This is a genomic window from Streptomyces roseifaciens, assembly GCF_001445655.1.
Lineage (GTDB): Bacteria > Actinomycetota > Actinomycetes > Streptomycetales > Streptomycetaceae > Streptomyces > Streptomyces aureoversilis.
In genome coordinates this window covers 2,247,132-2,261,847 of record NZ_LNBE01000004.1, presented here as the reverse complement: position 1 = coordinate 2,261,847, position 14,716 = coordinate 2,247,132, and the positions used below count along the sequence as shown (strand labels likewise).

Annotated in this window: 9 protein-coding genes; 4 read left to right on the top strand and 5 right to left on the bottom strand. The window is 74.1% G+C overall.

Translation table 11 applies throughout. The features are described from left to right. Positions 1–155: 155 nt before the first annotated feature. Genes AS857_RS27390 through AS857_RS27380 form a run of 3 tightly spaced genes read right to left on the bottom strand, consistent with a single transcriptional unit; the run spans position 156 to position 5,082 of the window. A complete protein-coding gene (locus tag AS857_RS27390; protein ID WP_058045879.1) occupies positions 156–1,367 on the bottom strand; it encodes a VWA domain-containing protein in 1,212 nt (403 codons plus the stop codon). Then, the gene (locus AS857_RS27385) at positions 1,364–3,949 is read right to left on the bottom strand and encodes a DUF5682 family protein (RefSeq protein WP_058045878.1); all 2,586 of its coding nucleotides are present in this window, start codon (positions 3,947–3,949) and stop codon (positions 1,364–1,366) included. The genes AS857_RS27390 and AS857_RS27385 overlap by 4 nt, the downstream gene beginning before the upstream one ends. Beyond that, on the bottom strand, positions 3,946–5,082 hold the full coding sequence (locus AS857_RS27380; protein WP_058045877.1) for an ATP-binding protein: 1,137 nt from the start codon (positions 5,080–5,082) through the stop codon (positions 3,946–3,948). Before AS857_RS27380 ends, AS857_RS27385 begins: the two co-directional genes overlap by 4 nt. A gap of 127 nt (positions 5,083–5,209) precedes the next feature. Between AS857_RS27380 and AS857_RS27375 the strand changes: the two genes are divergently transcribed. Continuing rightward, the gene (locus tag AS857_RS27375) at positions 5,210–6,589 is read left to right on the top strand and encodes an SWIM zinc finger family protein (protein WP_058045876.1); all 1,380 of its coding nucleotides are present in this window, start codon (positions 5,210–5,212) and stop codon (positions 6,587–6,589) included. Positions 6,590–6,925: 336 nt separating this feature from the next. Beyond that, entirely contained in the window at positions 6,926–8,578 is a 1,653-nt protein-coding gene (locus AS857_RS27370; protein ID WP_058045875.1) for a DUF5691 domain-containing protein, read from the top strand. Here AS857_RS27370 and AS857_RS27365 read toward each other — a convergent pair. Further along, entirely contained in the window at positions 8,544–8,957 is a 414-nt protein-coding gene (locus tag AS857_RS27365) for a coenzyme B12-dependent isobutyryl CoA mutase small subunit (protein ID WP_058045874.1), read from the bottom strand. The genes AS857_RS27370 and AS857_RS27365 overlap by 35 nt on opposite strands. 353 nt (positions 8,958–9,310) lie before the next feature. Between AS857_RS27365 and AS857_RS27360 the strand changes: the two genes are divergently transcribed. Together AS857_RS27360 and AS857_RS27355 are read left to right on the top strand one after the other, a co-directional pair. Next, positions 9,311–10,177 (top strand): esterase/lipase family protein, encoded by an 867-nt coding sequence (locus AS857_RS27360; protein WP_058045873.1) that lies wholly within the window; start codon positions 9,311–9,313, stop codon positions 10,175–10,177. 205 nt (positions 10,178–10,382) lie between these two features. Then, complete coding sequence (locus tag AS857_RS27355; RefSeq protein WP_063804413.1) at positions 10,383–12,035, top strand: M23 family metallopeptidase; 1,653 nt, start codon at positions 10,383–10,385, stop codon at positions 12,033–12,035. A gap of 112 nt (positions 12,036–12,147) precedes the next feature. Here the strand turns inward: AS857_RS27355 and pcrA are convergent, their stop codons facing one another. Next, positions 12,148–14,613, bottom strand: a complete 2,466-nt coding sequence (gene pcrA, locus AS857_RS27350; protein WP_058045871.1) for a DNA helicase PcrA — start codon at positions 14,611–14,613, stop codon at positions 12,148–12,150. Between the last annotated feature and the right edge of the window lie 103 nt (positions 14,614–14,716).

Below are 14,716 nucleotides of genomic sequence, written 5' to 3'. Positions count from 1 at the left end.
CACACGTTCACCGTTGACGCGGCATGTCCGTCTCGCAGGTTATCCCCGCTGGCGGGGAGGCCCTAAATCAGAGGTCACACTACGGCCGTGATTACGCTCACAGATCGCAACGGAATCCGTACGCGTCCGGCCTGCGGGACGGGCTCGGCGGCCCGTCAGGCGGCCGTGTCGGGCACGGGCAGCGGGCGCTTCTCCAGGGCGGCGGCCATCACCTCCGGGAAGAGGTCCGGAGTGCAGGCGAAGGCCGGTGCGCCGAGGGCGGCCAGGGCCGCGGCGTGCTCGCGGTCGTAGGCCGGGGCCCCCTCGTCGGAGAGCGCGAGCAGCGTCACGAACTGCACGCCGGAGGCCTTCATGGCCGCCACCCGTTTGAGCATTCCCTCGCGGATCCCGCCCTCGTAGAGATCACTGATGAGGACGACGACGGTTTCCGCCGGGCGGGTGATCCGTGACTGGCAGTAGGCGAGCGCGCGGTTGATGTCGGTGCCGCCGCCGAGCTGGGTGCCGAAGAGCACGTCGACCGGGTCGGTCAGCTGGTCGGTGAGGTCGACGACGGAGGTGTCGAAGACGACGAGGCGGGTGTCGAGGGTGCGCATCGAGGCCAGGACGGCGCCGAAGACGGAGGCGTAGACGACGGACGCCGCCATGGAGCCGGACTGGTCGATGCAGAGGATGACGTCCTTCTTCACCGCCCGTGCGGCCCGGCCGTAGCCGACCAGCCGCTCGGGGACGACCGTGCGGTACTCGGGCAGGTAGTTCTTGAGGTTCGCCCGGATGGTGCGGTCCCAGTCGATGTCGCGGTGGCGGGGGCGGTTGATGCGGGCGGAGCGGTCGAGGGCTCCGGTGAGGGTCGCGCGGGTGCGGCCGGCCAGGCGCCGCTCCAGGTCCTCGACGACCTTGCGGACGACGGCGCGGGCGGTCTCCTTCGTGGTCTCGGGCATCGCCTTGTGGAGGGAGAGCAGCGTGCCGACGAGATGGACGTCGGCCTCGACCGCCTCGAGCATCTCCGGCTCCAGGAGCAGAGAGGACAGGCCGAGCCGGTCGACGGCGTCGCGCTGCATCACCTGAACGACGGACGCCGGGAAGTACGTGCGGATGTCCCCCAGCCAGCGGGCGACGCGCGGCGCGGAGCCGCCGAGGCCGGCCTCGCGGGAACCGGCGCCCTGCGCGCCCGGGACGCCGGAGCCGCCGTAGAGCGCTTCGAGGGTGCGGTCCATGGCGGCGTCGGTGCCGGAGAGGGCGCGGCCGGTGCCGTCCGCGGAGCCGTCGCCGCCCAGGACGAGGCGCCAGCGGCGCAGGCGCTCGTCGGCCGGGGCGGCGGCGGTCGTGCCGGTGCCCGTACGAGTGGTCGTGTTCGCGTCCGTGGTCATCGTCGTGCTCCCCCTGTGTGTGCCATGCCCAGCAGCAGGCGCATCGTCGGCAGCACCGCCGCCGCCCGCTCCTCGTCGAGACGTGCCCCGGTCCCGTGCCCCGCCCGGCCGCCGTGTACCGCTCCCGCTCCTCCCGGGCCGCCCCGGCGGATCTGCTCGCCCAGCACGCGGCGCGTTCCCGGATCGAACGCGGAGAAGGTGCGGCGCAGCAGCGGCAGGACGTCGGTGAAGGAGTCCCCCGGCACGGCGGTGAGCCAGTCGTCGACGAGGGCGAGCAGGCGCTCGTCGTGGACGAGGAGCGTGCCGCCGGCCCCGCCGCTGCCGAGGAAGCCTTCGATCCAGGCGGCGGCCCCGGCCGGCTCCGCACCGGCGGAGAGGGCGAGTCCCATGAGCCGGGCGGCGCGCCCGTCGGGCAGCAGCCCGTCGTCGAGCAGCAGTCGTACGGCCCGCCCGCGGATCCCGCCGGGCAGCCCCTCCCGCTCGGCGAGCACGCGGAGCACGGCGGCCCAGCGGTCCCGGAGGGCGGGCGCGGCACCGCCCCGGGAACGTGCGGTCGTTCCGGCCTCCGGGGCGGCTCCGGCCTCCGCGCCGGGCCCCGGCTCCGAGGCCAGCAGCCCCACCGCCCGGTGGACCCCGTCGACCAGGCCCCGCATGGCCGCCGCGGCGTCCGCGTCCAGGCCGGCGCACGCGGCGGGCAGGCCTACGAACACGCGCTCGGCCAGGCCCTCGGCCACTTCGGCGAGCGCAGCGGTGCCGGTGCGGCGGACGTCGCCGTAGCGCACGGAGCGGACGAGGGCCGGCAGGGCCTCGGCCAGGTGGGCGACGTCCGCGTCGAGGGCGGCGCGGTCGGCCAGGACGCGCATCACGACCGGGAGGGCGTCGGGAAGCTCCGCCAGCAGGCAGTGCTCGGCGAGGGCCGTGACGTCGGCGAGGGCGGCGGAGCCGACGGCCCGGGCCTCGGCCTTCGCGGTGGCCGCCGCGAGCACGGTGGTGCCCCAGGCCGAGGCCTCGGCGACCCGTACGGCCAGCTCGGGCTCCCAGATCAGCCGCCAGGTCTCGCGGAAGGTGCCGGTCCCCGTGCGGGAGCGGACCGGCTCGCCCCAGCCGACGCCGAGGAGCCGCAGGCGGTGCAGCAGCCGGCTGCGCGCGGCGTCGGTGTCCTTGCGCAGGTCGAACTCCACCTCGCGGGCGTCCGCTTCGGGCTTGAGGCGCAGGCTGCGCTGGAGGCGGGAGAGGTCGCGCTGCAGGGGCGTGGCGGGGGCCGTGTCGGGCACCTCGCCGAGGACGTCCCCGATGACGAGCCGGTCCCGTACGAGCGCGAGGGGCACGTCGGAGCCGTCGCACATCACGGCCCTGACGGCGTCGGTGGTCTCGGTGAGGCCGGCGAGCGGGCGGCCGCGCAGGGCGGCGAGGGAGCGGGCGAGGCGGACGGCCTCGATGACGTGGGCGGAGGAGACGGGGAAGTCCTCGTCCCGCAGCAGCCGGGCGGCCTTCGTCATCCAGCGTTCGAGCGGGCGGTCCGCGGCGTGGAAGAGGTGGCCGTACCAGCCGGGCGAGTCGATGCCGGCGCCGTAGCCGCTGTGACGGGAGAGGCGCCGGTGGGTCCAGGGGACCCAGCCGATCGCGGCCTTGACCTTCGGCAGGCCCTTGAGGGCCTGCCGGTCGGCGGTGACGGTCCGCCGCTCGGCGAGGGCCGGCACGTGCCAGGCGCCGCAGACGACGGCGATCCCGTCGCCGAACTCCCGCCGGGCGTCGCGGATCCTGAGCCGCATGTGCGCTTCGCGGACGAGGTCCCGCGCGCCGCCGGATCCGTCGCCGTCGCTATCGTCATCACCGTCGTTGCCGCCGGTGCCGCCGTTGCCGTCGCCGAACGCGGACCGCAGTTCGGCCATGGCGTCGGCGAGCGCGGCGAAGGGGGCGAGGGCGTCGGCGCCGTCCCGGCCGCGGCGGTGTTCGACGGCGTCCTCCCACCACACTTCGGGGTCGTCGTAGCCCGCGGCGGCGGCGAGCACGGCGAGGGGGTCGAGACGGGGGGCGGCGTGCAGGGCGGGGGGCTTCTCTTCTACGGGCCCGCCGGGCGCGGGGTGCGCTTCGGGGGCGGCGGCACGGCCGGTTCGCGCGGCACGGCTGCTTCGCTCGGCATGGTTGCTTTGCACGGCATGGTTGCTTTGCACGGCGCCGCCGGAAGCGGGGGCGCCGGGCTGCGGGCCCTCGGGCCCGGGCCCGTTCTCCTCGCCCAGCGCGAGCGAATGCGCCGCCGGCAGGTCGATGAACCGCACGGGCACCCCGTGCGCCAGGGCCCAGCGGATCGCCACCCACTCCGGGGAGAACTCGGCGAGCGGCCAGAACGCGGCGCGGCCCGGGTCGTCCACCGCGTGGGCCAGCAGGGCGACGGGCGGCCGCATGCCCTCGTCGGCCGCGAGGGAAACGATCCCGTCGGCCTCGGGCGGCCCCTCGACGAGGACGGCCGCGGGCCGGCACTGCTCCAGGGCCGCCCGTACCGCCCGCGCGGAGCCGGGCCCGTGGTGGCGGATGCCCAGCAGAAAGGGGCCGGTGCCGGTGCCGGTTCCGGTGCCGCTCACGCCGAGACCTCACGGCAGGCGCGGTAGAAGTCCTTCCAGCCGTCGCGTTCGCGGACGACCGTCTCCAGGTACTCCTGCCAGACGAGGCGGTCGGCGGCCGGGTCGCGGACGACCGCGCCGAGGATGCCGGCGGCCACGTCGCCCGCGCGCAGCACGCCGTCGCCGAAGTGGGCGGCGAGGGCGAGGCCGCCGGTGACGACGGAGATCGCCTCGGCCGTGGAGAGCGTTCCCGAAGGGGACTTGACCTTGGTGCGGCCGTCGGTGGTGACGCCGTCGCGCAGCTCGCGGAAGACCGTGACGACGCGCCGGATCTCGTCGGTGCCGTCGGGCACGGACGGCAGGTCGAGGGAGCGGCCGATCTGGTCGACGCGCCGGGAGACGATGTCGACCTCGTCCTCGGGCGTGGCGGGCAGGGGCAGCACGACGGTGTTGAAGCGGCGGCGCAGGGCGCTGGAGAGGTCGTTGACGCCGCGGTCGCGGTCGTTGGCGGTGGCGATCAGGTTGAAGCCGCGGACGGCCTGCACCTCCTCGCCCAACTCGGGGACGGGAAGGGTCTTTTCGGAGAGGATCGTGATCAGGGTGTCCTGGACGTCGGCGGGGATGCGGGTGAGCTCCTCGACGCGGGCGGTCATGCCCTGGGCCATGGCCCGCATGACGGGGCCGGGCACGAGCGCCTCGCGGCTGGGGCCGTGGGCGAGGAGCCGGGCGTAGTCCCACCCGTAGCGGATGGCCTCCTCCGGGGTGCCCGCCGTGCCCTGGACGAGCAGCGTGGAGTCGCCGCTGACGGCGGCGGCCAGGTGCTCGGAGACCCAGGTCTTGGCGGTGCCGGGGACGCCGAGCAGGAGCAGGGCGCGGTCGGTGGCGAGCGTGGTGACGGCCACCTCGACAACGCGGCGCGGGCCCACGTACTTGGGCGTGATCACGGTGCCGTCGGGCAGGGTGCCGCCGAGCAGGTAGGTGGCGACGGCCCACGGCGAGAGCTTCCAGCGCTCGGGGCGGGGCCGGTCGTCGGCGGCGGCGAGGGCCTTGAGCTCCTCGGCGAAGGCGTGCTCCGCGTGCGGGCGCAGGGCCTGGGATTCGGTCTCGGTCTCGGTCTCGTTCTCGGCTTCGCCTTCGGTTCCGGGCACGGTCACAAGTCCCCCTAGGTGTGCGGATCCGGGATGTGCGAACCACCCTGCACCACCCCACTGACAATGGGCCGGGACGTGTCGAATCCGCAGGTCAGGGCCATTGTCAGTGGGTGGCCCTAGCGTTTGGGGCATGAATCCGCAGGGGGATCGATGGACGGCGGAGACGGTGCTCTCGCTGGCGCCTGACGCCGCATCACGCAAAGCAGGAAGCAAGCTCGCGGCGCCCGGTCCGTGGTCGGGCGCGGGGGCGCGCCCGGAGGAGGGCGGGGGCGCGGTCTGGGGTGAGTGCTCCGGCAGCGGCAGCAAGCCGTACCGCACGGTGGTGGACCTGTCCGGGGAGGGCGGGCCGGGCTTCAACTGCTCCTGTCCGAGCCGCAAGTTCCCGTGCAAGCACGCGCTGGGGCTGCTGCTGTTGTGGGCTTCCGGCGAGGCCGCGGTGCCGGCCGCGCAGGAGGCTCCGCCCGGCTGGGCGGAGCAGTGGCTGGAGCGGCGCCGGAAGCGGGCCGAGAAGGCCGTCGCGGGCCCGGCCGCGGCGGGGCCCGCGACGCCCGCGGACGAGGAGGCCGCGCGGCGGCGCGGGGAGCGCCGGGCGGAGCGGATCGGCGCGGGTGTCACGGAGTTGGAGCAGCGGCTCGCCGATCTGCTGCGCGGGGGGCTGGCGGCCGCGGAGGGCGCGGGGTACGGGCAGTGGGAGGAGACGGCGGCCCGCATGGTCGACGCCCAGGCGCCCGGTCTCGCCTCGCGAGTGCGGGAGTTGGCGTCCCTGCCGGGTTCGGGCGCCGACTGGGCGGGCCGGCTGCTGGAGGAGTGCGCCCTGCTGCACACCCTCAACCAGGGGTGGCTGCGCCTGCAGGAGCTGCCGGAGCCCCTGGCCGCGACGGTCCGGTCGCGGGTCGGCCTGACCACGGACGCCGCGGCGCTGCTCGCGTCCGGCACGCCGGTGCGCGACCACTGGCTGGTCCTTGCGCAGCGGGACGGCGATGACGGGCGCCTGGTCACCCGCCGGATCTGGCTCCACGGCCGGGACTCGGGCCGGATGGCCCTGCTCCTCTCCTACGGAGCGGCCGGCCGGGCGCCGGAGCTGTCACTGCCCGTGGGCCTGACCCTGGACGCGGACCTCGTCTACTACCCGGCGGCGCACCCGCTCCGCGCCGTGCTCGGCACGCGCCACGCCCCGCCCGCGGAGAGTGCGGGACCGCCGGCGGGGGGCGGCGTGGAAGCGGCCCTCTCCGCGTACGGGGAGGCCCTGCGCGACGACCCCTGGCTGGAGACGTGGCCGGTCGTCCTCGACGGCGTGGTCCCGGTTCCGGGCCCGGACGGCCACTGGCAACTGGCCGACGGCGAGGGCGGTTCGGCCGCCCTGCCCGTCGATCCCCGGCACCGCGACAGCACGGCCCTGTGGCAGCTGGCATCGATATCGGGCGGCGCCCCGATCAAGATCTTCGCCGAGTACGGCCACAGGGGCGCAACCCCTCTGACGACGTGGACCCCGGAGCCGGTCCCTCTCTGACAGCCACCACCGGATGCCGAACCGCACCCCCAACCTCACTCCGGCACCCAACCCCGCCGCAACGGCGAGCAACCACCCCACAACCCCACCGGCGGTGCCGAGCCCACCCCAGGCAGCCCGGCACCGCCGGACACCGCCGCTGCGGCTGATCACCATCGCGGCGGAAACAAGCGGCCGGCCCCCAACCCGCAACCACCGGCCACCCGGCCGACCGGCCAAGCCTCGCCCGGCACCCAACCCCCGCCGCAACGGCGAGCAACCACCCACAACCCCACCGGCGGTGCCGGGCCCGCCCCAGGCAGCCCGTACCGCCGTATCCGTCAGGAAAGGCAGCGCATGAACCGTACTTGGGACGAGCTCGTCACCTCCGCTCTGCTCGGGACCGGGCGGCGTGTGCCGCCTGTGGAGGTGCGGGGCGGGCAGGACGCGGCCGTGGCGCTGCTGGACGCCGCCGCGGTGGACACCGTGCGGCGGCGCGCCGGGGCGGTGCCCGCCGCGGCGCTCGCCCGGCCCGCGCCGGCGCCGGCGGACGCCCGGCCTCCGTTGCCTCCGGCGGCCCGGCGGCGGCTCGCCCTGTTGCTCGCGGACCGCAGCGGCAGCGGCGGTGGCGGGCGACGGGGCGCCTCCCCGGATCTGACGGAGCTGTTGCCCCAGTGGCTGGCCGCCGCCAACGGGCACGGCTATCAGGCGCCTCCCGCACTTCTGCCCGCCCTCCTGGAGGCGGCCAGGTCCCGTAGCGATCTGCGGCAGGAGGCGCTCGCGTTCGGCGGGCCCCGGGCCCGCTGGCTGGCGGCGCTCAACCCGCAGTGGAAGTACGCGTTGCGGCCCGGCCCCGCCGCGGACACGGGCCCGGCCGCGGGCACGGGCACAGGCACAGGCACGGACACCGGGGTCTGGGAGGAGGGGCTGTTCGCCGAGCGGGCCGCGCTCCTCGCCTCCGTACGGCAGCGGGACCCCGCGGCCGCCCGCGAACTGCTCGCCGGCTCGTGGGCGACGGAGCGGGCGGAGGACCGCCTGATGTTCCTCGACGCGCTGCGCGAGGGGCTGTCCGCGCAGGACGAGCCGTTCCTGGAGCGCGCCCTGTCCGACCGGAGCCGCAACGTCCGGGCCACTGCGGCGGAGCTGCTGTCGGCACTGCCCGGCTCGGCACTCGCGGCCCGCATGGCCGAGCGGGCCCGCAGTTGCGTCTCCCTGGACCGCACGGGAGAGGGAGAGGGCCCGCGGATCGCGGTGGAGGCGCCGCACGAGTGCGACAAGGGCATGCAGCGCGACGGCGTCGTGGTGAAGCCGCCGTCCGGGCGCGGCGAGCGCTCGTGGTGGCTGGCCCAGATCGTGGAGGCGACCCCGCCGGCAGCCTGGTCCGGGCGGTTCGGCGGGCGGAGCCCGGCGGAGATCGTGGCGCTGCCGGTCGCGGACGGCTGGCAGCCCGAGCTGCACGCCGCCTGGTGCCGGGCCGCGGTCCGGCAGCGGGACGCGGAGTGGGCGCGGGCGCTGCTGGGCCCCGCGTCGGCCCCGCCCGCGGCCGAGGGCACCTCGTGGAGGGATCCGGCGAAGCTGCTGTCGGCGCTGCCGCGGGACGAGCGGGCGGCGTGGGTGGCGGAGTTCGTCTCGGCGCACGGGCTGTCGGACGCGTTCCGGCTGCTCGGGGTGTGCGCGGTGCCGTGGGCGGAGCCGCTGGGCCGGGCGATCGTGGACGCCTTGGACGCCGCCCGCGACGCGGGCGGCTATCCGTGGAGTTTCAGCGGGGTGATGGGCCTGGCCGAGCGCTGCCTGGACCCGGCGCAGGCGGACCGGCTGGAGGCACTGACCCTGCTGCCGGAGGACCCCGCCGCGGACACCCCCGGGCGTGCCGGGGCCACCGCGTACTGGGCGGAGGCGCTCCAGCGCCTCGTGGGCACGCTGCGGCTGCGGGCCACGATGCGGGCGGAGCTGGCGGGGCTGCCCGCCGGCTCCGTCAGGCCTCCGTCGGCTGACGGACGTTCGCGTTGACCCACTCCACGATGGAGGCCGTGGTGGCCCCCGGGGTGAAGATCGCGGCGACGCCCTGCTCCTTCAGCGGTGCGATGTCCGCCTCGGGGATGATCCCGCCGCCGAAGACCTTGATGTCCTCCGCGTCGCGCTCGCGCAGCAGCTCCAGGACCTTGGCGAACAGGGTGTTGTGGGCGCCGGAGAGGATGGACAGGCCGATCGCGTCGGCGTCCTCCTGGATGGCGGTGTCCACGATCTGCTCGGGCGTCTGGTGGAGGCCCGTGTAGATGACCTCCATGCCGGCGTCGCGCAGCGCCCGTGCGATGACCTTCGCGCCGCGGTCATGGCCGTCGAGCCCGGGCTTGGCCACCACCACGCGGATCGGACCGGTCACTCCCATCACTGCCTCCATGTACGACTGCCGGTAACCGGCGCCCAGGGATGTGAACGAACGTTATCTCCAGCATCCCGCACGCGGCCGTTTCGCGGTGCGGAGCGAGGGGGAAATCACACGTGGGACAACACGTCGCTACGCACCGTCCGCGCGCTTCCGCGTCTTACGGGTCGCCCAGCCACCCGCGTCGCCGGGGTGGCGAGTCTTCGGGCGGTCGCGAGGGGAGCCGCGGCGAGGCCGCCGCACCACTGTGCCGACAGCCGCACGGCACAGCGGTGCGGCCGGTCGTGCGCAGCTGCCCGTGGGCGCACACGGGGGACGACAGCCGCGCTTCCCGGGTGCCGTTCGGGAGGTCGGCCATGAGGACCCTGCCCTTCATCACCATCCTTGCCGCCTTGCTGCGCCCGTCGACCGCGCTCGTCCGGTCCACGGTGCTGGAGCTGGCGATTCTCACCGGCCATCTGCTGCTGTACCCGACCGGTGTCGTCCAGGAGCGCCCGCCGCCCCGGCGGGCGCTGCCCGCGCTTCCGGCCGCCGGCGACACGCCCGACACGCCCGGACTGCATGAATCAGTCGAAACAGGACAAGAAGGTCATCTGCCTGTTCTGCTCCTCCACGGCTTCATCGACAACCGTTCGGTCTTCGTCCTGCTGCGCAGGTCCCTGCGCCGGCACGGCTGGCAGCAGGTCGAATCGCTCAACTACTCCCCCCTGACCTGCGACATCCGCACGGCCGCCCGCCTGCTGGGCCGCCACATCGAGGACATCTGCGCCCGCACGGGGCAGCAGCGGATCGACGTGGTGGGGCACAGCCTCGGCGGCCTGATCGCGCGCTACTACGTCCAGCGGATGGGCGGCGACGTCCGCGTCAGGACCCTGGTCACGCTCGGCACGCCGCACGCCGGCACCCGCGCGGCGTCGCTGCTGCCCGCGCATCCCCTGGTGCGCCAGATGCGCCCGGGATCGGACGTCGTCGCCGAACTCGCGGGCCCCGCACCGGATTGCGCGACGCAATTCATCGGTTTCTGGAGTGACCTGGACCAATTGATGATGCCCGTGGAATGCGCCCGCATCGACCACCCGGATCTGAGCGCACGCAATGTCCGGGTGACGGGCGTGGGGCACCTCGCCCTGCCGGTGCACTGGGAGGTGGCCGCCGGCATACGGCAGGCCCTGACCACGGAAGAGGCGCAGGACGATGCGTCGGGGGCGGCTTCCGTCGCCTGATTCACCGGTGCTCCAGGGGCGCTCCCGGGGGCCCCGAAACCGAACGCGGATCGAACGTCAAATCGGTTTTCCGGGGTTCAGTCAGCCAAAAGGCGGCTAAATGCCCGGGCCCCGGCCGCCCGAAACGTGACGAAGATTGTCGCCGTCCCATACCGCCGGGTACAGTCGCCGCTAATTCTCCTCCCTCGGCGAAAGAGAAGTGGTGGTGAACGACCGTCACCCGGCGGCGGGCCCCGGCCCGTCCGACCCCGCTCAGGATGGCTCCTACGGGCAGTACGCGTCGTACGGTCAGCAGAGCGCACCGCACAACTACACCGGGTACGACGGCTACGACAGCGGTCAGTGGGAGACCACGGGCCAGTGGGCCAGCACCAGTCAGTGGGGCGGAGTCACCGGCCAGACCCAGATCTGGGACTTCAGCGCCTACGACGCCGGGCAGGCCGACGCCACCGGGCAGTGGGACACCTCCGCCGGCCTCACGGCCCCCGCCACCGGGCAGTGGGACACGAGCGCCATGACGCCGAGCGCCTGGGGGGCGAACGGCACCTACGACACCTCCGGCCACTGGGAGCTGACCGGCCAGACCGGCTTCCCCGGCCAGGCCCAGGCACCCGCCCCCGACCAGCCCGCGGCACAGGGCTGGGACACCACGGGAACCGGGCAGTTCACCTCCTGGGACGGCTCCGGCCAGGCGGCGGACGCCTCGGGCTGGGGGCACCTCCCGGACGAAGTTCGGGGGAGGGACACGTCCGGGCAGTGGGACACCTCGGGCCAGTGGGAGACCGGGGCCGGCCAGTGGGAGGCGGGCGCAGGCCAGACCCAGATCTGGGATGCCGGTGCCTTCGCCTCCGTGGACGGCACGCAGGGCGAGCCGGAGCACGCCCCGACCCTCATGACCGACCTCTCCGGCATGACCGACCTTTCCGGCATGGCGTCCATGGACTCCGCGCCCGCGATGGACGAAACGGACGGACAGGCGGCCGGCAAGGCGGAGGCCTCCCCCGCCGGTGTCGTCGCGAACGCCGAGACGCAGGCCATGCTGTTCGTCCCCCCGGCCCGCGACGAGGCCGCCCCGGACGACGCCCCCCGCGACACCCCCACCCGCAGCAGCCGCCGCAAGAGCGCGCCCGCCCGCACCGGTTACCGGCCGCGCCGCAAGGCCCTGCTGACCGTCGCCGTGCCGTCGGTCGCCGTCATAGGGGTCGCCGGGATCGCCGCCGCGACCGTCTCCGGCGGGCAGGGCGACGACAAGAAGGAGATCCAGGCGGCGTCCGCCCCCGACAGCGCGCCCGTTCCCTCCGTCGCCAACAGCAAGCTGGACACCCAGCTCGCGAGCCTCAGCCACGGCGCCGACGACTTCGCGAACCGCGCCAACCGCACCCAGGAGCGCATCGACCTCAAGGCGCGCCAGGAAGCGGAGAAGAAACGTAAAGCGGAGGAAGCGGCCCGCAAGGAGGCCGAGCGCCCGAAGTTCTCCCTGCCCGTCGCGCAGCACGGCCTCAGCGCGATGTACGGCCAGGCGGGCGTCAACTGGATGTCCGTGCACACGGGCATCGACTTCCCGGTCAGCTACGGCACACCGGTCATGGCCGCCACGGACGGCACGGTCCGCACGCAGTACAACGTGGCCTACGGGAACATGGCCATAGTGACGTCGCCCGACGGCGTCGAGACCTGGTACTGCCACCTCAGCAGCACCAAGCTCCGCTCCGGCCAGGTCAAGGCCGGCGACGTCATCGCCTACTCCGGCAACTCCGGCAACTCCACCGGACCGCACCTGCACTTCGAGGTCCGGCCGGGCGGCTCCGCCGTCGACCCGCTGCCGTGGCTGCGCGCGCACGGCTACGACCCGACCTAGCAGTCGGCGCTACGACCCGACCTAGCGGTCGGCGACGGACGAAGCGCCGGCCACGGCGGGTGCCCATCCCGCCGGACCGGGGCTCATCCCCCGTGCGGATCCAGTGGAACGGCTAGAGCTTCTCGACCGGTGCGTACCGCAGGAGCAGGCGCTTCGGCTTCTCCTCGCCGAAGTCGACCGTGGCCTCGGCGTTGTCACCGCTGCCCTTGACCCCGACGACGGTGCCCAGCCCGAACGAGTCGTGCGTGACCCGGTCGCCGACGGCGAGCGCCACCACCGGTCGGTCCTTGGCACGCCGCGTCGCAAAACCGCTCGGCCCTGCCTTGGCACGCGAGGACGTGAACCCCGACGTGATGCCGGAGCCCGCACCGCCGCCCGAGCCGATCGAGCTCATCGACGCCGACGGCTTCGCGGGCCCGGTGCGCCGCCACTGCACGTACTGGTCGGGGATCTCCTCGAGGAACCGCGACGGCGGGTTGTACGAGGGCTGGCCCCACGCGCTGCGCATGCTCGCGCGCGTCAGGAACAGCCGCTCCCGGGCGCGGGTGATGCCCACGTAGGCGAGGCGGCGCTCCTCCTCCAGCTCCTTGGCCTGGCCGAGGGCGCGCATGTGCGGGAAGACGCCGTCCTCCATGCCGGTGAGGAAGACGACGGGGAACTCCAGGCCCTTCGCGGTGTGCAGGGTCATCAGCGTGATGACGCCGGTGCCTTCCGCGTCCTCGTCGGGGATCTGGTCGGAGTCGGCGACGAGGGCCACCTTCTCCAGGAACTCGGCCAGCGTGCCGGGCTCCCCCTCCTCGCGCTCCTGCTCGAACTCCAGGGCCACGGCCGCGAGCTCCTGCAGGTTCTCCACGCGGGTCTCGTCCTGAGGGTCGGTGGAGGCCTGGAGCTCGGCGAGATAGCCCGTGCGCTCCAGCACCGCTTCCAGGACGGTGGCGGGGCCGGCGCCCGACTCGGCGATCGTGCGCAGCTCCTCCATGAGGACGTTGAAGCGCTTGACCGCGTTCGCCGAGCGGGCGGCCATGCCGTAGGCCTCGTCGACGCGGCGCAGCGCCTGCGAGAAGCTGATCTTCTCGCGCAGCGACAGGGCGTCGATCATGGCCTCGGCGCGCTCGCCGATGCCGCGCTTGGGCACGTTGAGGATGCGCCGCAGCGGGACGGTGTCCTCGGGGTTGGCGAGGACGCGCAGGTAGGCCAGGACGTCGCGGACCTCCTTGCGCTCGTAGAAGCGCACGCCGCCGACGACCTTGTAGGGCAGGCCGACGCGGATGAAGATCTCTTCGAAGACACGGGACTGGGCGTTGGTCCGGTAGAAGACCGCGACGTCCCCGGCCTTGGCGTCGCCCGCGTCCGTGAGGCGGTCGATCTCGTCGGCGACGAACTGGGCCTCGTCGTGCTCGGTGTCGGCGACGTAGCCGGTGATGGACGGGCCGGCGCCGGCCTCGGTCCACAGGTTCTTCGGGCGGCGGCTCTCGTTGCGCTCGATGACCGCGTTGGCGGCGTTGAGGATCGTCTGCGTGGAGCGGTAGTTCTGCTCCAGCAGGATCGTCGTGGCGTCGGAGTAGTCCTCCTCGAACTGGAGGATGTTGCGGATCGTGGCGCCGCGGAAGGCGTAGATCGACTGGTCGGCGTCACCGACGACGCACAGCTCGGCCGGGCCCTCCTCCGGCGACGACTCCGCGGTGCCGACGAGCTCGCGCACGAGGGTGTACTGCGCGTGGTTGGTGTCCTGGTACTCGTCGACCAGGACGTGCCGGAAGCGGCGGCGGTAGTGCTCGGCCACGTCGGGGAAGGCCTGGAGCAGGTGCACCGTGGTCATGATGATGTCGTCGAAGTCGAGGGCGTTGGCCTCGCGCAGCCGCGACTGGTACATCACGTACGCCTCGGCGAGCGTCTTCTCGAAGCCGTCCGCGGCCTGCGCCGCGAAGGCCTCCTCGTCGATGAGCTCGTTCTTCAGGTTCGAGATCTTCGCGCTGAAGGACTTCGGCGGGAACTTCTTCGGGTCGAGGTCGAGGTCCCGGCAGACGAGCGCCATGAGCCGCTTGGAGTCGGCCGCGTCGTAGATCGAGAAGGAGGACGTGAAGCCGAGCTTCTTGCTCTCCCGGCGCAGGATCCGCACGCACGCGCTGTGGAACGTCATCACCCACATGGCGTTGGCCCGGGGGCCGACGAGCTGCTCGACGCGCTCCTTCATCTCGCCCGCGGCCTTGTTGGTGAAGGTGATCGCGAGGATCTGGCCGGGGTGCACGTGCCGGGCGCCCAGCAGGTGGGCGATGCGGTGGGTGAGCACGCGCGTCTTGCCCGAGCCGGCGCCGGCGACGATGAGCAGGGGGGAGCCCTTGTGCACCACTGCGGCGCGCTGCTGCTCGTTCATCCCCTCGAGCAGCGCGGCCGGGTCCACGGCGGGCCGGTGGGCGCCGTCGCGGTAGTAGGCCTCGCGGGGGACGGGCACGTCGAAGGCGCCCTGGAAGAGATCGTCCGGCACCGGCTCCGGGGCCGCGTCCTCCGGGGGAGGGGGGTGCTCCTCGTCCGCGGGGCCGAGGTCCGCCAGGAAGCTGTCGTCAAAGAGGCTGCTCATCGCCTCCCGAGTCTAGGCCGCCCCACTGACAGCCGGGCCCCGATTCCCGGCGACAGTGGTCACCCCCACAGCGCGGGCGCGGCCGGCGCCGCACCGCAGCACC

Bases quoted from the DNA above. Each gene is read 5' to 3' on its own strand.
- AS857_RS27390 (WP_058045879.1), bottom strand. From the start codon at position 1,367: ATGACCACGGACGCGAACACGACCACTCGTACGGGCACCGGCACGACC.
- AS857_RS27375 (WP_058045876.1), top strand. From the start codon at position 5,210: ATGAATCCGCAGGGGGATCGATGGACGGCGGAGACGGTGCTCTCGCTG.
- AS857_RS27370 (WP_058045875.1), top strand. From the start codon at position 6,926: ATGAACCGTACTTGGGACGAGCTCGTCACCTCCGCTCTGCTCGGGACC.
- AS857_RS27365 (WP_058045874.1), bottom strand. From the start codon at position 8,957: ATGGGAGTGACCGGTCCGATCCGCGTGGTGGTGGCCAAGCCCGGGCTC.
- AS857_RS27360 (WP_058045873.1), top strand. From the start codon at position 9,311: ATGAGGACCCTGCCCTTCATCACCATCCTTGCCGCCTTGCTGCGCCCG.
- pcrA (WP_058045871.1), bottom strand. From the start codon at position 14,613: ATGAGCAGCCTCTTTGACGACAGCTTCCTGGCGGACCTCGGCCCCGCG.